Consider the following 17,057-nt stretch of genomic DNA (forward strand, 5'->3'; position numbering starts at 1 on the left):
CTGAATCAGCTTTTGCGATCTTTCCAGCCTCATCGACAATCCAGACAGAGGTCCCTCCTGCGGGGTCGGTATGGACTACCCATTTCTCAACGCGGCCAGCATCAATCGCGTCTTGAACGGCCCTGGCCTCGATCGGATTGTTGTCGACAGCCCTCAAGATGCGCTCGGCGCAGCGCCTGCCAGGTCGTCAGCCCTGAGCGCCCGCTGAGCTCCACAAGCTGAGCCGCGCGATCCAGTTGCTGCATCTGCGCGTCGATGCGATCGAAATCGGCCTGCGTGCAGTTAGCCCGCACGCGCGGTCAGCCAGGGCTTTCCTTTGCGACGATGTGGCGCACGCCATCGAAGGGCGCGTGGCTAATGTAGTTTTTTGCAGCCTCATTGCTGCCGACGTGCGCCGTACTCTCCCAGCTTTCGACTACCGGAATAGTGGGGTGGTTGAATCTATTTCTTGGAAGCGTGCACACCTTGCGTTTGCAAGTCCTCCAGCCCTTTCGGGAGATCCATGGTCTCGTCAGTTTCCTCGTAGCCTGCTGGCTTGTTGTAGTCGTACTCGATATTGAACTTGCCGTCTGCATGCAGCGTAAAGGTCAAGCCCCAGATGCGCTGGCCGGTGGCCCGGAGAAGGTCAGCCCGGAGAAACAGACAGGCATCTTGCAGCGCAAAGACGTCCCAACCAATTGGAACGTCAGCTCCGCCGTTAACGCTTGTTTGAACAGTCACAATGCCACCACACCCCTTGTTAAGAATAGGGCAGACGGCACGTAACAGTTTCCAGCCGGGAGAAGCCTTGTTCGCAAGAATTTTTGCGATCGCTTGATATGCGTCTTCGACTGATTCAATCATGGTTAGTCTCTACTGCGTGAAAGGAAAACGTTTGATGACACCGCCGACGTTCGCCTCAACAAAAAAGGCGTTCGGTCTGGCTCCCCCGCTAGCCGGATAACCCACCGCAATTTTTACCGTCACAGTCTGGCCCTCCTTGAGCGCGTTTCTGAACTCGTTTTCCATAGCACGCCAGTCGCCGCGGTTTAGCGTGGACGCCTGCGGCACGATGTTGATTTTGTCACCCGCCCCGCCCAGACTGGCCGCAACCAGATGGCCGCCCTCATCCTTCGCTGCCCCGCACTTTCCAACCAGGCATTGCTGATAGCCATTGCGATCCATGGCGTCGAGCGACAACGTGCCCTCGACCTTCTCGACGCGCCCAGACGCATCCGTGATGTACTTGTGGCCATTGCTCAGTTCGTAGACGGCCCCAGGCTTGAGTCGGCCGTTCAAGGCGGTGTCCCACGCTCCCTTGCTGCCCACGGTCGCTCTGATGGAACTCTGCGCGTCCGCCACTTTCGCAGCGGCGCCGACCGCGTCGCCCGCCTCCAGTAGCGCCCTGGCTTCCTTGACCAGCGCCTTGGCCGCGTCGCCTGCCGGGCCGAGTGCACCGATCGCCGCCAGGGTGTAGTCGAACGGCGTCTCGGCCTCGACGAATCCCTTGATATCACCAACAACCGGCGTGAGATCGAGGGCAAGGCTCGCGAGTGACTTGAAGACTGCTTCACCGGCTGGCCCCATTGGCGAGGCATGCGGCGTGCTGTTGATCAGGCGCTGAATCTCGGTACGCTCGGCTGCGTCCGAGTACATGCCGAAGCGGATTTCATCACGCAGCGCTGCGTTGTCCGGCGTGCTTCGGTAGGTGGCCTCCGCTGCTTTCGCGTAGGCAATCCAGTCAGCGCACAGCTTGCTTGCGCCATCGGCGTAGCACGCCGCACGCAGCCTCTCGTCACGCGCCTTGTCCTTGGCGTTCCAGGCGTCGCGTTCCGCACAGGCGGTCTTGTCTCCGGCATCGCAAGCGACGATGGCCTTCTTTCTGGCTTGGTTTTCATCGTGCGCCAGGAAGTTGTTGGCGGCTGCGTTGCTGCCCGCCTGGCTGGCAAGGTTGATCTGAGTGGCATCGGCCCCTGTGAGGGCCGCAGCAATGCCGCTCACCATCGCCGCGAACTGCACCGTGTCGTCTCTTCGGCCGTAAGCCTCCGCCGAGATTTCACCGATCGCTGCACCCAGCGCACCCGCGCCGCAGCCGCTCGCACGGTCCGCTCTTGCCGCACCCACCATGCATCCCGCGATCGCGTGGGCCACCTTGTTGGTGAAGTCATCCAGCGTGCCGTCGGCGGTGAGATTGCCGATGGCGTTCGCGCCCTGCGCAGCCGCCGTGTCCAGCAGTGCCCCCTTGATCCCCTCCCTGAGGTTGTCCTCGAAGTTGCCGCCATGGATGGCCGTGCCGATCACGGCCCGGGCCGCACCCGCCGTGAGGTTCTGCCCCAGCTGCGTCATGACGGGCTGCGCACCACCTCCTGCGGTGGGCAATCCCGTCGGCTCGAGGTTCAGCCCCGCGAGCACCCCACCCGTGACGATGGCCGTCAGCAGGCTCTTGACGCTGGCACTCGACCCCAGGTCGTTCAGCGCCCCACCGACATCCCCGCGGTTGTTGATCAGCGCGACGCTTGCCTGGCTCGCCAGCGCCGTGACACCGGCCGTGACCGCGCCCCCGACGACCGTGCCGGCCGTCCCGCCCACGGCCGCTCCAGCACCGGCGCCGATGCCCGATGCCGCCCCCGCCGTGAAGTACGACACCACCAGCGTCACGATGGCCGCGCCCTCGGGCGTGAGGCCCTGCTGCTGGTAATCCCAGTTCCGGTGCGCCTCCTCGACCCTGGCCCAATCGACCTTGCCGCTCAGGCCGGGATCGTTGTCGAGCTGCGCGATCCAGCCCATGCCCGGCTGCCTGGCGAGCTGCTCGAGGCTGTCCCTGGCTCCGAGTCCCGCCTGCACCCGGTGGGCGTTGACCACCAGCGTGCCCGCGTTGAACTGGTTGTAGTGCGTGGTCTCGTCGCTCGTGCCGCTCGATCCCTGCTGCTGCCACGAGAAGTCCCTGCGCTGGCTGCTGCTGTCCAGCGTGGCCACGGTGCTCTGCGTGTCCAGGTGCAGGGTGCCGGCGTTCAGGCCCAGGGTGCCGGGCGTGTCGATGGTGGTGCCGGCGATGTGCAGGTCGCCGCCACTGCCGTCTGCACCCGTCGCGCTGATGCCGACGTTGGCACCACTGAGGGTGGTGCGCGCAAGGGTGCTGATCTCTGCATCCAGCGCGTCCGCGCTCTTCGCCCCCAGGCCATGCCCCAGGTCGTGCAGGCCCAAGGGCCCGAAGTCGCCGCCACGCCGGCGCTGCTCGCCATGGACTTCGCTGCGATCGATGGCCGCGGCGATGTTCACGCTGCCGCCTTCGATGGCGATGTCCCTGGCGGCTGCAACCTGCACGCCCTGCAGGTTCACCGCGCCGCCTCGCAGCACGACGCCGCCCCGGCTGCTGGTGAGGGTGCTGGCGACTGCGGTGTCGCTCCCGATGTCGATGCCCGTGCCCGAAGCCCTGTTCTGCATGAAGACCGGGTCGTGGATCGGACTGGAGCGCTTGCGCTCGAAGTCACTGCTGGTACTGCTGGTGCTGCGGCCCTCGACGATGTTGAGCAGGCGAGCCGCATCGAGCATCACGCCTTGCGTGCCGCTGATGTGCGAGCCTTCGATGCTGATGTCGTTGTTTGCGCTCAAGGCAACGAGTGCGCCTTCGAAGCGGCTTGCGATGCTGGTGCTGTTGTCGTGCTGGCCGCTCAAGGTGTTGGCGGTACGGCTCACCTTGCCCTTGTCGGTCCACTGCATCGAGAAGCTGCCGGCGCCTTGCTGCTGGCCCGATTCGATGTGGATGTCGCGCCCGGCCTGCACGTTCAACAGGCCGCTTGCGGCGTCCACCGTGGCCTGGCGTGCGTTGACGTCGCGCCCTGCACCCAGGAGCGTGGTGCCCTCGGTCACGATGGCGGTCCCCAACTCGCGCGAGGAGGACGCCACCATGGCGCTGTTGTTGTCGAGTCCCACACCCACGAGGGTCGAGGACTCGCGCACGGTCTGCAGGTGGATGTCGTTCTTCGCGCTGATCGAGGTGAGCCCGCCCGGTCCCCTGTTCTCGATGAGGGCACCGACGAGGTTCACGTCATGGCCCGCGCTGGCCACCAGCGTGCCGCTTGGGTTGCTCACATAGAGGCCGGCTACGCGGTCGATGCGGGTGTTGCTGTTGAGCCCGGTCTGGCTCGTCGTGGTCGTGGTGCGGAGGTTGATGTCGCGCCCGGCGGTGATCGACAGGACATCGCGCGCATCGATGGTGGCGCCGATGCTGTTCAGATCCGTCCTGGCATCGAGGGCGACGCTGCCGCCGCTGATGCGTCCACCCAGGTGGTCGATGGTGTCGGCATTGATGGCGACCAGCGTGCGCCCGGCGATGGTGCCGGTGTTCGTCACGTCTCCTTCGCTCCTGATCCTGAGCGCATCGGCACTGAGCAAGGCCCCCGAACCATCGATGTCCCCGGGCCGCACGCGCACGTACACCTGCGGCACCAGCACCTTCTGGGTGCTACCGTCGGGCAGGGTCACGTCCTGCTCGACCAGCCAGACGATGTCGCTGGTCAATTGCGCCATCTGCGCGGCCGTGAGGGCGATGCCCGGGCGCAGGCCGTATTCCCTGGCAAAGGTGGCGCCCGCGCTCATCAGCGCGGCGTACTGTTCCTCGTCGCTCTGGAAGCCGTCCAGGTAGCGGTAGCCCGTGAGCTGCGCGATCTGCTCGCGGATGAGCCGCTGCTCGTAGAAGCCGTCACCCAGGCGCTTCTGGATGAGGTCCGGGTTCAGGCCCAGCCTGTCCAGCAGGGCGTCGCTGCTGAGCCAGGCGCGATAGCCGGCGAAGCGTGCATCGGTCTCCACCAGGTAGCGGCTGCCCGGCTCGGGGCGCGTGTTGAAGAGGCTGGCGGTGGGGATCGAGGCTTGGGGCGTGCTGGTGCGCACGACCATCGGGGTGGACGATCTCGGATTGCCGCCGGGGCCGCCCGCCTGCATGGACGGGGTGCCATCAGGTCCGTTCACGCTGCTGGCCGTGCCGGCACTCCCGCCCAGAGCCTTGACGACCGCACCGACGTTGGCCGGTACCTCGACCAAGGTGCCCGCACGGGCATTGCCGCCCACATCCCCGGCAGCACCGGCAGCGCCGGCATAGGCATCCACGCTGGCGCTGCTGCCGGTGCGATCCGGCGCCTTGCCGCTGGTGGCATTGAAGTTGCCCTCGTAGCGGAAGGCGCCCACATCGACGGTGCTGGCCGAGGTGATGGGCCCCAGCACATTGAAGTTGTTGGGCCCGGTGCCCGGCTTGTTGGCCATGTAGCCGGTGACCCACGTGGTGGTGGTCGTGGCCTGGGTGCCGGTGGTGGCCTCGTTCCTGGTGCCCGTGGCGGCGAGGCTGCCGCCGGCGAGCACCTGGCTGTCGCGGTTGTAGAGGAAGCCGTTGACGTCGAGATTGCCGCCGGCGACCAGGCGCGCCGGGTCGGTGCGGGTGGCCTGGTCGCGGGTGGTATCGAGGGTCTCGTCCCAGATGCCCCAGCCCTGGCCCACGACGGCGACGGAGCCGTCAGCGTTGCGGTGGAACACGTAGCGGCTGGCGTCGTCGCCCCAGGTGTCGGCGCGGTCCCAGAACTTGCCGTCCATGGTGGCAAGCCGGGAGGTGGTCGACTTCGTGGTCTGTTGCGCCACCTGGAGGTGGATGTCGCGGTTGTTGACCTGCGCCATCGAGACGGACATGCTGCCCAGGGATTCGATGTCGGCGCTCAGGTTGTCGAGGGTTGCGCCCCGGCCAGTGGCGTAGCGATTGGCATCCAGGGCACCGCCGATGAACAGGTCGCCGGCACTGAAGATCAATGAACGATCGCGGTTGGCAATGGTGCGCGCGCCGATGTCCAGGGACTCGCGCGCGGCGATGCTGGCTGATCGATTGATGCCATTGACGGTCTCGGCGGTGTTGTCGAGCGTGCCTGCGGCGATGGAGATGCGGTCACCGTAGAGGCGCCCGGTGCCCAGGTTGTTGAGGACACCCGCGTTGATCTGCGTGTCGCCCTGGCTGTCGATCAGGCCGCGGTTGGTGAGGGTGCCCCTCGCGTTGACGATGGTGTCGACGCCCGACATCTCGGCACCGGCCGTGTTCTCGACGTTGCGGCCCGAGACGGTGAGCGTCTGGCCGGCCAGCAGCTTGGCGTGGTTGGTGAAGTCGCCGGTGGTGGCGTACGTGAGGTTGCCGTTGGCCGCGAGCTCGGCCGTGTTCACGATGTCCTGGTTCAAAGCGATGCTCAGGTCCCGACCGGCGATGAGCTGGCCGTCGGCGCTGAAGGTGGCGGCATCGATCGCCAGGTCCTTGTGGGCGACCAGCTTGCCGCTGGTGTTGGCCAGGCCCAGGGTCTTGGCTGCCGGGTTGGCGGCGTTCGGGTCCACGATGCGCAGGGTGTTGCCCGCGGAGACCAGGCCGGAGGTGTTGTCGATGCCACCGCTGCCAGTGAGGGTGGCGTCGAGATCGGCGCGGATGGCGCCTGCCTTGTTGATCAGCGCGCCGGTGGCGGGGCCGGTGCCGATGGCGATGGCGATGGCGATGGCGATGGCGACATTCCTGCCTTCGATGCCCTGCTCGGGGCCCAGGGTCGCGGCGTTGGTGAGATGCCCGGTGTGGAGGGTCGTGGTGCCCGATGAGCGGATCAGCGCGCCGGTGTTGTCGATGCTGCCGGAAGGGCCTCCTGCCGGTGCAACGGTGTCGATGCGCAGGTCGCCTGCGGCCAGGGTCCGGCCGCCGCGGTTGTCGAAGACAGCGCCCTGGGTGTCGATGCCCACGCTGTCCTGGCCGAGGATGAGGCCGCCGCCGGCGTTGGTGAGGCTGCCGGTACTGGCAGCCAAGATGGCCTCGGCACCGATGAAGCCGGCGCTGTTGTCCAGGGCGCCGCTGGCGAGCGTGAGCGTGCCGCCGCTGGCGATGCCGCCCTGGCCGCTGGCATGTGCTGACGCGTTGGTGTTGGTGAATGCCTGGCCGTGGGTGTCGAGGGTCATCGCCCCACCGGACTGGACGAGGCCGGCGTGGTTGTTCAGCGCGCCGGAGCTGACATCGACCGTGGTGGTACCTGCGATGGTGCCTTGCGGGTTGTCGAGTGCGGCGGTGCCGGCGTCGACCCGCACGCTGTGGCCGAAGACCTTGCCGCTGCTGTTGTCCAGGCCTGCGTTGCGCAGGGTGATGGCACCGCCGGCCTGCAGGCTGCCGCCGACGTTGGTGGTGGCGCCCGCGACTGCGGCGCTCAGATGGCCGACAGCGGTGATGCGGCCGATGTCGTTGTTCACGCTGGCTGCGTCGAGCGTGACGTTGCCGCCTGCGCCGATCTCGCCATGGCTGTTGTCCAGCAGCCCGGCGACTGCGAGGCCGAGGTTGGAGGTCTCTGCGGCGCGGATCGAGCCGCCCTGGTTCGCCAGGCTTCCCGCAGTGATGGCGGCATGGCCGTTGCCGGCGATGATCCCGGCGTTGTTGTTCAAGGCACCGGCCACCGTGATGCGCGTCTCCGCCGAGCCAGACTGCACGAGCCTGCCTCCTTGGTTGCTCAAGGTGCCGGCATCGAGGGTGATCTGCCTGGCGGAGGTGCTGCCGCCGTCCTGGCTGAAGCTGCCCGCAACGTCGACGACGAGCGCGCCATTGCCGGTGATCTCGCCGCTGCTGCCGCTGTAGTTGCCGCCAGCGATGGCCAGGGTGCCGGTGCCTGCATGCTCGATCTTGCCGCCGGTGCTGGTGAGGCTGGCGCCCGAGAGGCTCAGGTCCTGTCCGTTCGTGGCGATGCGCCCGCGGGTGTTGTCGAGAGCGCCCGAGGTGGCGATGGTGGTGGCGCCCATGCCGGTCTGCACGATCTCGCCGCCTTCGGTGTTGGCGAGGTTGGAGAGGCTCAGGCTCAGTTGGCCTGCGTTGAGCTTGCCGCGCTGGTTGACGAGCGTCTGGTTGCCGTGGTTGTTGGCCGTCACGCTCAGCGTGCCGGGTGTGGCGATCGTCGCGCCGCTGGTGGTGACGTTGCCCTGTATCGCACCGAGCGTGATGTTGGCTGCGCTGGTGCTGCTGGAGGACAGATCGATGCTCGCGCCCTGCAGCGTGGCATCGCCCGCGGCGAGGTTGGTGCCGTTGGCCGCCAGTGCCCCGGTGGTGGTCACGCGCAGATCTCCTGCGCTGCCGAGCCTGCCGTCGGCCTGGATGCCCGCGCCGAGCGTGCCCGTGCCTTGCAGGCTGCCCGCGGTGACCGTTGTGCTGCGCCCGGCGGTGAGGCTGCCGTCGTTGGCGAGAGCACCCGTGACGCCGATGGCAGTGTCGTTGCCAGCGCGCAGGCTGCCGCTGTTGCTCAGGCTGCCGGCCTGGATGGCCAGATCTGTCGCAGCGCCGATCGAGCCGTGAGCATTGAGCAGCTGCTGCGCCACGGTGAGCCGCGTGTGCGCCGTGGCCGACTGGATGCTGCCCTGGCTGTTGTCCAGCGACTGCGCGCCGAGGGCCACGCCCTGGTGGGCCATCAGCACGCCGGCAGTGTTGTTGATGGCGCCGCCGGCGTTGCCCGTGAATGCGCCCGCTGCGGTGATGCTGCCTCGGGTGTTGTCGATCGAGCCGCTCGCGGTGATGTTCGCATCGCCGCTGCTCTCGAGCGTGCCGTCCGTGTTGATCAGGTCGCCCGCGCTCGCGCTTGCGATCTGCAGGCTGCCTGCGCGCAGCGTGCCGCCGGTGTTGTCGAAGCGATCGACGTTGGCGCTGAAGCCCTGGGCGACGTTCACGGTGCCGCCTGCGTTGCTGAAGCTCGCTCCGCTGGCCGCGAGGCTCGTCGCGGCAATGGAGCCATCGTTGTTGTTGAGCTGCGGGGTCTGCAGCTGGATGGCGCCGCCCGCGTAGATGTGCCCGCTGTCGTTGAGCACGCTGCCGGCGGCGGTGATGGTGCCGGGCGCGGGCATGTAGCTCGGCGTGGCGGTCGTGCGGCTGCCGCTGCCGTTAGCGTTAGCGTTAGCGTTGGCGCTGCCACTGCCACTGCCACTGCCACTGCCACTGCCACTGCCGCCAGCGCTGCTGCCCGTGCCGGTCTCGATGCCCGTGGCCGGCGTTGCCGGGCCGGAGACGCCGGTGCTACCGGTGTCTGTCCTCGTGCCTGGCTGCGCGGGCGCCTGCGGCGTCGGCTCCACTCCGATCACACCGCCAGCGGTGTTGCTCAGGATCGGCGCCTTGATCGTCAGGCCCACCCCGCGGGTCTGGCGCATCGTGCCGCCGCGGTTGTCGATGTCGCTGGCGCTCGCAAGCTGCAGGCTCTGCGCTTCCAATGTGCCCGCATTGGCGAGCGGCCCTTGCGTGGCGATCCTGAGTTCCCCGCCGCTCGCGATGCGCCCGCTGTTGGCGACGCTGTCGGCCTCGATGGCGGCGCGGCGCGCGGCCTGGATCGTCCCGATGTTCTCCAGCCGCCCGGCTGCGGTGATGACGAACTCGCCCGGGCCGGAGAGCGGACCCGAACCATCCGCGGCCATGATGGTGCCGGCGTTGCGCGCGCCGACGCCCGCCTCCCTGCCGATCAGGAAGATCTTGTTGGCGTACATGCCTCCGAGCAGCGCGACATCGAGTGCGAAGCCGGGCGCCTTGCCTGTACCGGTGGTCGCACTGATCTGCGTCTGGTCGGCCGAGACCTCGTTGGCGCCTGTGACGACCTTGAGCTCGTTGGCCCAGAGCGCCGCGTTGACCTTGATGGCGCGTGCGAGGATGGCCGCGTAGTCGGTGCTGCTCGCATCCAGGCCCGCCCCGTCGATGGTGACGCTGCCGCCGCGCACCACGTAGCCGTCCAGCCCGCCTGCCGCATTGAGCTGCGGGGCGCCGGTGGTGAGCGTGGCGCGGCTCGCGTTGATGAAGGTGGTGCCATCCACGGCGATCCCCGCCGGATTGGCCACGATCACCTCGGCGCGCTGCCCGCCCACCTCGATGGCCCCACGCAGCTGCGTGGGGTTGCCGCTCGTGACCTCGTTGAGGATGATGCGTGCCGGGCCGGTCGCGAGGAAGGGGTTGGCCTGCACCCGGCCGCCCAACTGCGTCTGCACATCGGTGCGGCTGTTGTTGAGGATGACGCCTCGGGACTGGACGTCGAACCGGTGGTAGAGGTTGCGAGAGACGCCGGCGGGCGAAGGCGTCTGGATGTTGACCACCGGCACGCCATTCGGTGCGACCAGCACGGTGGGCCTGAGGCCCGGCGCCACTCCCGGTGCGCCGACGATCTGCGCTTGTGCGGCCGTGGCGACCAGCAGGCTCGCAAGCGCAGTACCGATAGGGGCGGATGTCGTGCCGCTGGCCTTGCCCGTGCCGCGAGCCGTCTCCTGCACCACCATGCGCAGGCCGCGCGCGGCGTTGAAGACGATCCTGTGAAGCTGCTTGTTCACGCCACCACCCGCACCTGCGTCTGGCGCGCGCGTCTTCCTCCGAGCCGCAGGCCCGAAGCCTCCCTGGTATTCATCACATCGACCCTTGTTCTTTTTGAAAGGGCCGGATTCTGCAGCGCACCTCCGAAATATCAGAAGCGGCGCCAGAAAGAATCAGATTGTCGTCGTCGAATACGCAGCCACGCGCGTGGGCTTCTTGCGCTGGCGCGTCAGCACGACGCCCCCCCGTCTCGAGGTCACACGCCTTTGACAGTTGGTCAGGCGAGCCCCAAGGCCCGACGCTCGCTTCATGCGTCGACGAAGCGGACCGCCTGGGCGAGCTGCGCGCGCGAGGTGCGGTAACTGTTGGCGGGATGTTCGGTGTCTTCGTAGCCGAAAGACACGCCACAGACCATCAGGCGCTCCTGCGGGATCTCGAGCTCATGCTTCACCAGCGCGCTGTAGTTGGCCGGCGCGGCCTGCGCGATCGCGGCCAGGCCGTGTGCCTGCATGGCGAGCAACAGCACCTGCACGTAGCCGCCGACGTCGACTGCGCCATAGGGACCCAGGCCCGGGTCGCTGGTGAGGATGGCCACGTGCGGCGCGCCGAACAGACGGAAGTTCTCCAGGGTCTGGCGCGCATATCCCTCCTTGTCGCCACGAGGCACGCCCACAGCGCCGTAAAGCGGTAGCCGGCGGATGAAGACGGCGCTGTCGGACCCTTCGCTGATCGAGGCCCTGCAACGCTCTGGCAACGAAACGAAGTACAGCACGCCCCAGCAGTTCCGTGCGCTGGTCGACAAGGAAGGTACGCGCTTCGAGGCACTGTTGAAGGCGAAGGTCTTTCAGCCTGAATAGCGGGCGCGGACATCGTTCGATGGGGATGCGAGGCGTCGGGGGGCGGGATCAGGCCGGCGGGGCACGTTGCTCCGCTCATGTCCCCCGGCAGCCTGCGGCCGCCTCCTCCTTTACTTCGCTGCGCAACGCGCCCCACCGTCCTGATCCTGCGATCGGTGGGGGATGCTCGACGGACCTGAAATCGCCGCGTTCAGGCGCCTCCATCACGTTCTCCAGCGAGGCCTGCGCGAGCGACACCATGTCCTGCATCGCCTGCGCCAATCCGCCGCTGCCGCCGCTCCTGATGGAGCAGCCGGACGCGGCGGTTTGAAGCGATGCAGCGCGAAGCCCGCCACGACTGCGCCGGCCGCGATCGCCAAGAGTGTGACGCTCGTCGCGGAATCGGAATCGGGCGGAGCCGGAGGCAGCGCGGCGATCGCAGCAGCCGGCGCGAACGGAGGCGAAGAGGCAGTTATATCGGCTGGGCGCGAGAACGGATTCAGGATCGCGCCGCCCTGACTTGCCTCGGACTCGGCCTCGACTGTCGTGCTCGTGCTCGTGCTCGTAGTGGAGCTCTTGTCTTGCCACGCCGGCCACGTTCCATCGTTCGCAAATACAACGGCGCCGTCGCTGGGGGCGTCCCGTGCGTTGACGGCGTCTTGCGCATGGGCGGATGGAAGAACCCCAGCGAGCGAGAGCAGGACTGCGACTGCGACTGCGAGACTATTTTGAATGGAGCGTTGCATGTGCGAGAGCTACCTGCAGTGCATTCTCTGGCGCCCCTGTGACACGCCTGTGAACTCGCAAGCCGCGCGCTGGAGCTGTCCCGGGTAAGGCGCACGCTTCCTTCGATTTGTACGCGACTGTGTCTCAGGGCTGCGCGAATACACCGGAATGCAGATCGTCCACCGCTTCGACACACCGTCGATACACGCACCCTCTCCAATTCATCCATCGCCACAGCCGAACAGAAGAAGACCCCATGAAAGCCACTCGAATCATCGAGGCAGCGCTGCTGATCGTCGGGGATGGCCTCGCCATGCCGTTCGCACAGGCACAGCAGCCGGTATCCACGCCGCACCTGCACTGAAGACTTCCGGCCAGTCCCGGCACGGCAGCTCCAACCCCCGTCAATCTCATACAAGGACACTCACATGCCAGATGCATTCCTCCTGCCGAGGCGCTCGTTCCTGGGTGCCGCGGCGCTCGGCGTTGCGGCTTCCCAACTCACAGCGCAGTCGGCCCTGGCGCAAGCCGTGGCTTCTCGAGAAACGCGCCTTGCATCGCCGCTGCAACGGCTCGGGCCCCTGAAGCGCATCGAAGCAGGAGTGCTCGACGTGGAGTACTTCGAAGCCGGCCCCGCTGACGGAGCACCGGTGATTCTTCTGCACGGCTGGCCCTACGACATTCACACCTATGTCGATGTCGCCCCGTTCCTCGCCGCGGCGGGGCGCCGGGTGATCGTCCCGCACCTGCGCGGATACGGAGGGACCCGCTTCCTCTCGGAGGCTTCCGTCCGCAACGGCCAGCAGGCCGCCATCGCTGCCGACATAATGGCCCTGATGGGCGCCCTGAAGATCGAACAGGCCACCATTGCAGGTTGCGATTGGGGCGCGCGAACCGCCTGCATCATGGCGGCGCTGTGGCCCGCGCGCGTGACGGCCCTGGTGTCCGTCAGTGGCTACCTGATCGGCAGCCAGCAAGCGGGCAAGCTTCCCCTGTCGCCGCAGGCGGAGTTGCAATGGTGGTACCAGTACTACCTCGCCACCGAAAGGGGCCGACTGGGCTACGAGAAGAACCGGCAAGAGTTCGCCAGGCTGATCTGGCAGACCGCGTCGCCGAAATGGGCCTTCGATGCCGCGACCTTCGAGCGCAGCGCCAGTGCATTCGAGAACCCTGACCACGTGAGCATCGTGGTCCACAACTACCGCTGGCGGCTGGGCCTGGCCGCGGGCGAGGCCAGGTATGACGACCTGGAGGCGCGGCTTGCGCAAGGCCCTCTCATTGCCGTGCCGACCATCACCCTCGAAGGCGATGCCAACGGCGCACCGCATCCAGAACCGAGTGCCTATGCGAAGAAGTTCTCGGGGCGCTACGAGCACCGGCTCATCAGCGGCGGTGTGGGGCACAACCTTCCGCAGGAGGCGCCCGAGGCCTTTGCAGCCGCAGTGGCGGATGTGACACGCCTCTGATGGCCCTGCGATTCCCGCGCAGCTTCGACTCGATCGACAGGCATAGGAGTCCTTGTGCAGCGCGGCTTTCCGATCATCTCGACGCCCGCATCGAGCATCGCGGCAGTCGCATCGCGCTGCGCGCGCGGATCGATGGCGGCAAGGCGCAGTTGGTCGAGACTGCGTCCGGTGATCGGCGCCTCAGAGTATATTCAGACGCCCTCCGGCTGCTCCCGTCTCACCCCCATGCCCAAGCCGCATACCACGTCACGCCGCCTGCCCGCCCGTGCGGCCAAGCCTGCAGGCACCGACACGCGCGCAGAAACGCTGACCGGCCAGGCATACCAGAAGCTTCGCCATGCACTGATGACCGGGGCCCTCCTGCCCGAGCAGGTGCTGACCGTGCGCGGCGTGGCGGAGGAATTCGGCGTCAGCCTGACGCCCGTTCGCGAGGCGGTACAACGGCTGGTCGTGGAGCAGGGACTCGAGGTCGTCAACGGGCGCATCCTCCGTGTGCCACGCCTGGGCATCGAGACCTACCGCGAGATCCTCAAGATCCGCATGGAACTCGAAAGCCTCGCTGCCAAGGAAGCCGCGCCTCGGATCTCGAACGAGGAAATCGATCGGCTCGACGCGGTGATGCAGTCGCACCTTGCAGCGATACAGGCAGGCGATGCGCACCAGACGCTCGTGAAAAACACGGACTTCCACCTTTCGATATATCGGGCCTCCGGCCAGCCCATCCTCGTCCGCATCATCGAGGGACTGTGGCTTCGCGTCGGGCCTACGCTCAACCTGCTGTTTCCCCAGTACTGCGGAAGCCTCACGGGCCACGAGACGCATCTGGTTGCCGTCGACGCGCTGCGCCGCCGCGACGGCGATGCGCTCGGCCAAGCGATGCGCGACGACCTGACGCATGGCTCGCGCTACCTGATCCGGCTACTCAAGCCCTGAGATTTGCTCCGAGGGCGGGTTTTGGAGCATATTGAATATATTTAAGCGCGCCTAAACTGCCGGCCAGACCCGCCGCAAGGCGGCTCCGCTTTCTTCGCCATCCAGGAAGGGCCGTCCTCATGAAGCTGAATCTCTCTCGCCGCGAGTTCCACCTCACGGCCGCTCACATGCTGCTCGCCTCGTCCGCGGGTGGGGCGCTCCTCGGCGCATCGACGGCCGCATTCGCGCAGGCTCGCTCGGTCAAGCTCGGGACCTTCGGAGCGATCGACGCACAGAACTACATCCGCGCGAAGAACATGTCGGCCAAGACCTTCGGGCAAGGCGTCAGCAGCGATTTCGTCACCGTACGCGCGGGCTCCGAGGTGATCTCGGCCATGGCCGGCGGGAGCCTGGACATGTGCAACATCGGGTCGAGCCCGATGATGGTGGGCTACGCCAACGGCCTCAAGGCGTCGATGGTGTACATCTACAAGAACATCGTCGACAGCGAATGCCTGGTGGTCCAGGGCAATTCGGGCATCACCGACGTGGCCGGCCTCAAGGGCAAGAAGATCGGCCTGCCCTTCAACACCTCGGTGCATTTCGCGGCGGTGGCAGCGCTCAAGTTCGCGGGGCTGGGCCTGGGCGACGTGCAGCTCATCAACATGCGCGCGGACCAGATCGCCTCCGCCTGGCAGCGCCGAGAGATCGACGCGAGCTACATCTGGGTGCCCGTGCTGCCTCGCCTCACGGAGGACGGGGGCAAGATCATCTTCAAGACCGGCGACCTGAACCAGAAGAACCTGGTGATCTTCGACGGGCTGCTGGTGCGCGACGAGTTCAAGCAGAAGTCGCCGGACCTGGTGCTCGCCTTCCTCAAGGACTACGAGCAGATCGCGCGCAGCTTCAAGCAGGACCCCAAGGACGCGGTCGAGACGATGACCAAGTTCCTCAACGTCGACGAGGCCACCGTGATGCGCTCGCTCAACACCTTCTACCCCGTGCCTGCCAGCGAGCAGCTCAGCAGCCGCTGGATGGGCAAGCCCGGCGAGAAGGACACCGGCGTGCTCAAGACGCTGCAGACGCAGGCGCAGTTCCTGTTCGAGTCCGGCCAGATCTCGGCCATGCCCAAGGACGTGGGCGGGCTCGTCGACTCGAGCTTTGTCGCCAAGATGGCCAGTTGACCGGCATGGCGGCAGCAGACCACGAGAACCGCTCCCCCAAGGTCCGCTTCGAGCAGGTCAGCAAGTGCTTCGGCGTGGGTGCCGATGCCGTGCAGGCCCTGGAGCCGATCTCGCTCGACATCGCCGAAGGCGAGTTCACCTGCCTGCTCGGGCCTTCGGGCTGCGGCAAGAGCACGCTGCTCAACATCCTCGCAGGCTTCGAGCAGCCGACCACGGGCCAGGCGCTGATGGATGCGATGCCGGTGCGCGGGCCCGATCCGCGGCGCGGCGTGGTGTTCCAGCAGGGCGCGCTCTTCACCTGGATGAGCGTGCGCGACAACGTGGCATTCGGTCCGTTGGCCACCGGCAAGTCGGCGGACGAAGCAGCACGTATCGCCGCCCGGTACCTCGAGATGGTGGGGCTCACCGGCTTTGCCAGGCGCTATCCGTACGAACTCTCCGGCGGCATGCAGCAGCGCGTGGGCATCGCGCGCGCGCTCGCCAACGACCCGGAGATCCTGCTGATGGACGAGCCCTTTGCCGCGCTCGACGCGCAGACGCGCGAACTGCTGCAGGAAGAAATCCGCCGCATCTGGCACGAGACCCGCAAGACCGTGCTGTGGATCACCCACAGCATCGACGAGGCGCTGTTCCTTGCCACGCACATCGTCGTGATGTCGGCGCGGCCGGGACGCATCAAGGCGAGCTTCCGGCCACCCTTCGCGCAAAGCGCCGACCCGGCGGTGGTCACGAGCCCGGAGTTCGCGCGCATGAAGGCCGAGATCTTCGGCCTGCTGCGCGAAGAGGCACTGACGGCCCAGCAGCAGGAGAGCAAGGAGCACTTGCGATGAGCGCGGTGTCGTCTCCCGGCGCGCGCAAGGGCCGCATGCGCTGGATCAATCTCGCCTCGTTCGCCGTGCTGCTGTTGTTGTGGTTCCTCATCACGGCACCGCTGGTGCAAGGCAAGCCGCTGGTGGCACCGTTGTTCCTCCCCTCACCGGTCTCGGTGTGGCAGAGCTTCCTGCAACTCATGCAGAACGGCTACCAGGGCAAGACGCTCGCGCACCACGTCGGCATCAGCCTGTTCCGGTTCGGCCTGGCCTTCGTGCTGACAGTGCTGGTCGCCGTGCCGCTGGGCTTGTGGATGGGCATGAACGAGACGGTCAAGGCCGTGCTCGACCCGCCGATCGAGATCTCCCGCCCGGTTCCCAAGCTTGCGCTGCTGCCGCTGCTGATCATCTGGTTCGGCATCGGGGAGGTCGCGAAGATCGTGATCATCGTGCTGGCGCTCTTTCCGATCCTCTCGATCAGCGCGATGCAGGCCGTGCGCGGCGTGGGTGTGCGCAAGGTGCAGGCCGCCATGGCGCTCGGCGCCTCGCGCGCCATGATCTTCCGCCGCGTGATCTTCCCGGCCAGCCTTCCGGGCATCTTCACCAGCATCCGCGTGAGCATCGGCATCGGCGTCACGATGCTGGTGGGCGCCGAGATGATCGCCACCAACGCGGGCATCGCCTACATGGCAATGTCGGCGTCGGATTTTCTGCTCACCAACGTCGTGCTCGTCGGCGCGCTGATCATGGCCGTGCTGGGCTATGCGCTCGACCTTCTGGCGCGCGCGCTCGAGAACAAGGTCGTCCACTGGGGCGGCCGCGAAGGATGA

General features: G+C 67.0%; 9 protein-coding genes. 6 read left to right on the forward strand and 3 right to left on the reverse strand.

The features are described 5' to 3' along the window. Nucleotides 1–441: 441 nt before the first annotated feature. The 3 genes from G3W89_RS25120 to G3W89_RS25130 all read right to left on the reverse strand — a co-directional run bounded on the left by G3W89_RS25120 (nt 442) and on the right by G3W89_RS25130 (nt 10,961). Nucleotides 442–843 carry a hypothetical protein gene (locus G3W89_RS25120; protein ID WP_162576696.1) on the reverse strand — a complete coding sequence of 134 codons (402 nt, stop codon included), beginning with the start codon at nt 841–843 and terminating at the stop codon, nt 442–444. A 9-nt stretch (nt 844–852) separates the two neighbouring features. Next, the gene (locus G3W89_RS25125; RefSeq protein WP_162576697.1) at nt 853–10,314 is read right to left on the reverse strand and encodes a two-partner secretion domain-containing protein; all 9,462 of its coding nucleotides are present in this window, start codon (nt 10,312–10,314) and stop codon (nt 853–855) included. 287 nt (nt 10,315–10,601) lie between these two features. Continuing rightward, nucleotides 10,602–10,961 carry a nitroreductase family protein gene (locus G3W89_RS25130; protein ID WP_232076739.1) on the reverse strand — a complete coding sequence of 120 codons (360 nt, stop codon included), beginning with the start codon at nt 10,959–10,961 and terminating at the stop codon, nt 10,602–10,604. A gap of 31 nt (nt 10,962–10,992) precedes the next feature. Here G3W89_RS25130 and G3W89_RS33400 point away from each other — a divergent pair, with 31 nt between their 5' ends. From G3W89_RS33400 to G3W89_RS25155, 6 genes are all read left to right on the forward strand, one after another. Then, nucleotides 10,993–11,151 (forward strand): hypothetical protein, encoded by a 159-nt coding sequence (locus G3W89_RS33400; protein ID WP_232076741.1) that lies wholly within the window; start codon nt 10,993–10,995, stop codon nt 11,149–11,151. A gap of 1,133 nt (nt 11,152–12,284) precedes the next feature. Continuing rightward, nucleotides 12,285–13,322: an alpha/beta fold hydrolase gene (locus G3W89_RS25135; protein WP_162576699.1), complete on the forward strand. Its 1,038-nt coding sequence runs from the start codon at nt 12,285–12,287 to the stop codon at nt 13,320–13,322. Between the two features lie 225 nt (nt 13,323–13,547). Further along, entirely contained in the window at nt 13,548–14,255 is a 708-nt protein-coding gene (locus G3W89_RS25140) for a GntR family transcriptional regulator (protein ID WP_162576700.1), read from the forward strand. A gap of 119 nt (nt 14,256–14,374) precedes the next feature. Beyond that, the gene (locus G3W89_RS25145) at nt 14,375–15,418 is read left to right on the forward strand and encodes a taurine ABC transporter substrate-binding protein (RefSeq protein WP_162576701.1); all 1,044 of its coding nucleotides are present in this window, start codon (nt 14,375–14,377) and stop codon (nt 15,416–15,418) included. 5 nt (nt 15,419–15,423) lie between these two features. Then, a complete protein-coding gene (locus tag G3W89_RS25150) occupies nt 15,424–16,248 on the forward strand; it encodes an ABC transporter ATP-binding protein (protein WP_162576702.1) in 825 nt (274 codons plus the stop codon). Beyond that, nucleotides 16,245–17,057: an ABC transporter permease gene (locus G3W89_RS25155; RefSeq protein ID WP_162576703.1), complete on the forward strand. Its 813-nt coding sequence runs from the start codon at nt 16,245–16,247 to the stop codon at nt 17,055–17,057. The genes G3W89_RS25150 and G3W89_RS25155 overlap by 4 nt, the downstream gene beginning before the upstream one ends.

The sequence above is a fragment of the Variovorax sp. PBL-H6 genome (assembly GCF_901827155.1).
Lineage (GTDB): Bacteria > Pseudomonadota > Gammaproteobacteria > Burkholderiales > Burkholderiaceae_C > Variovorax.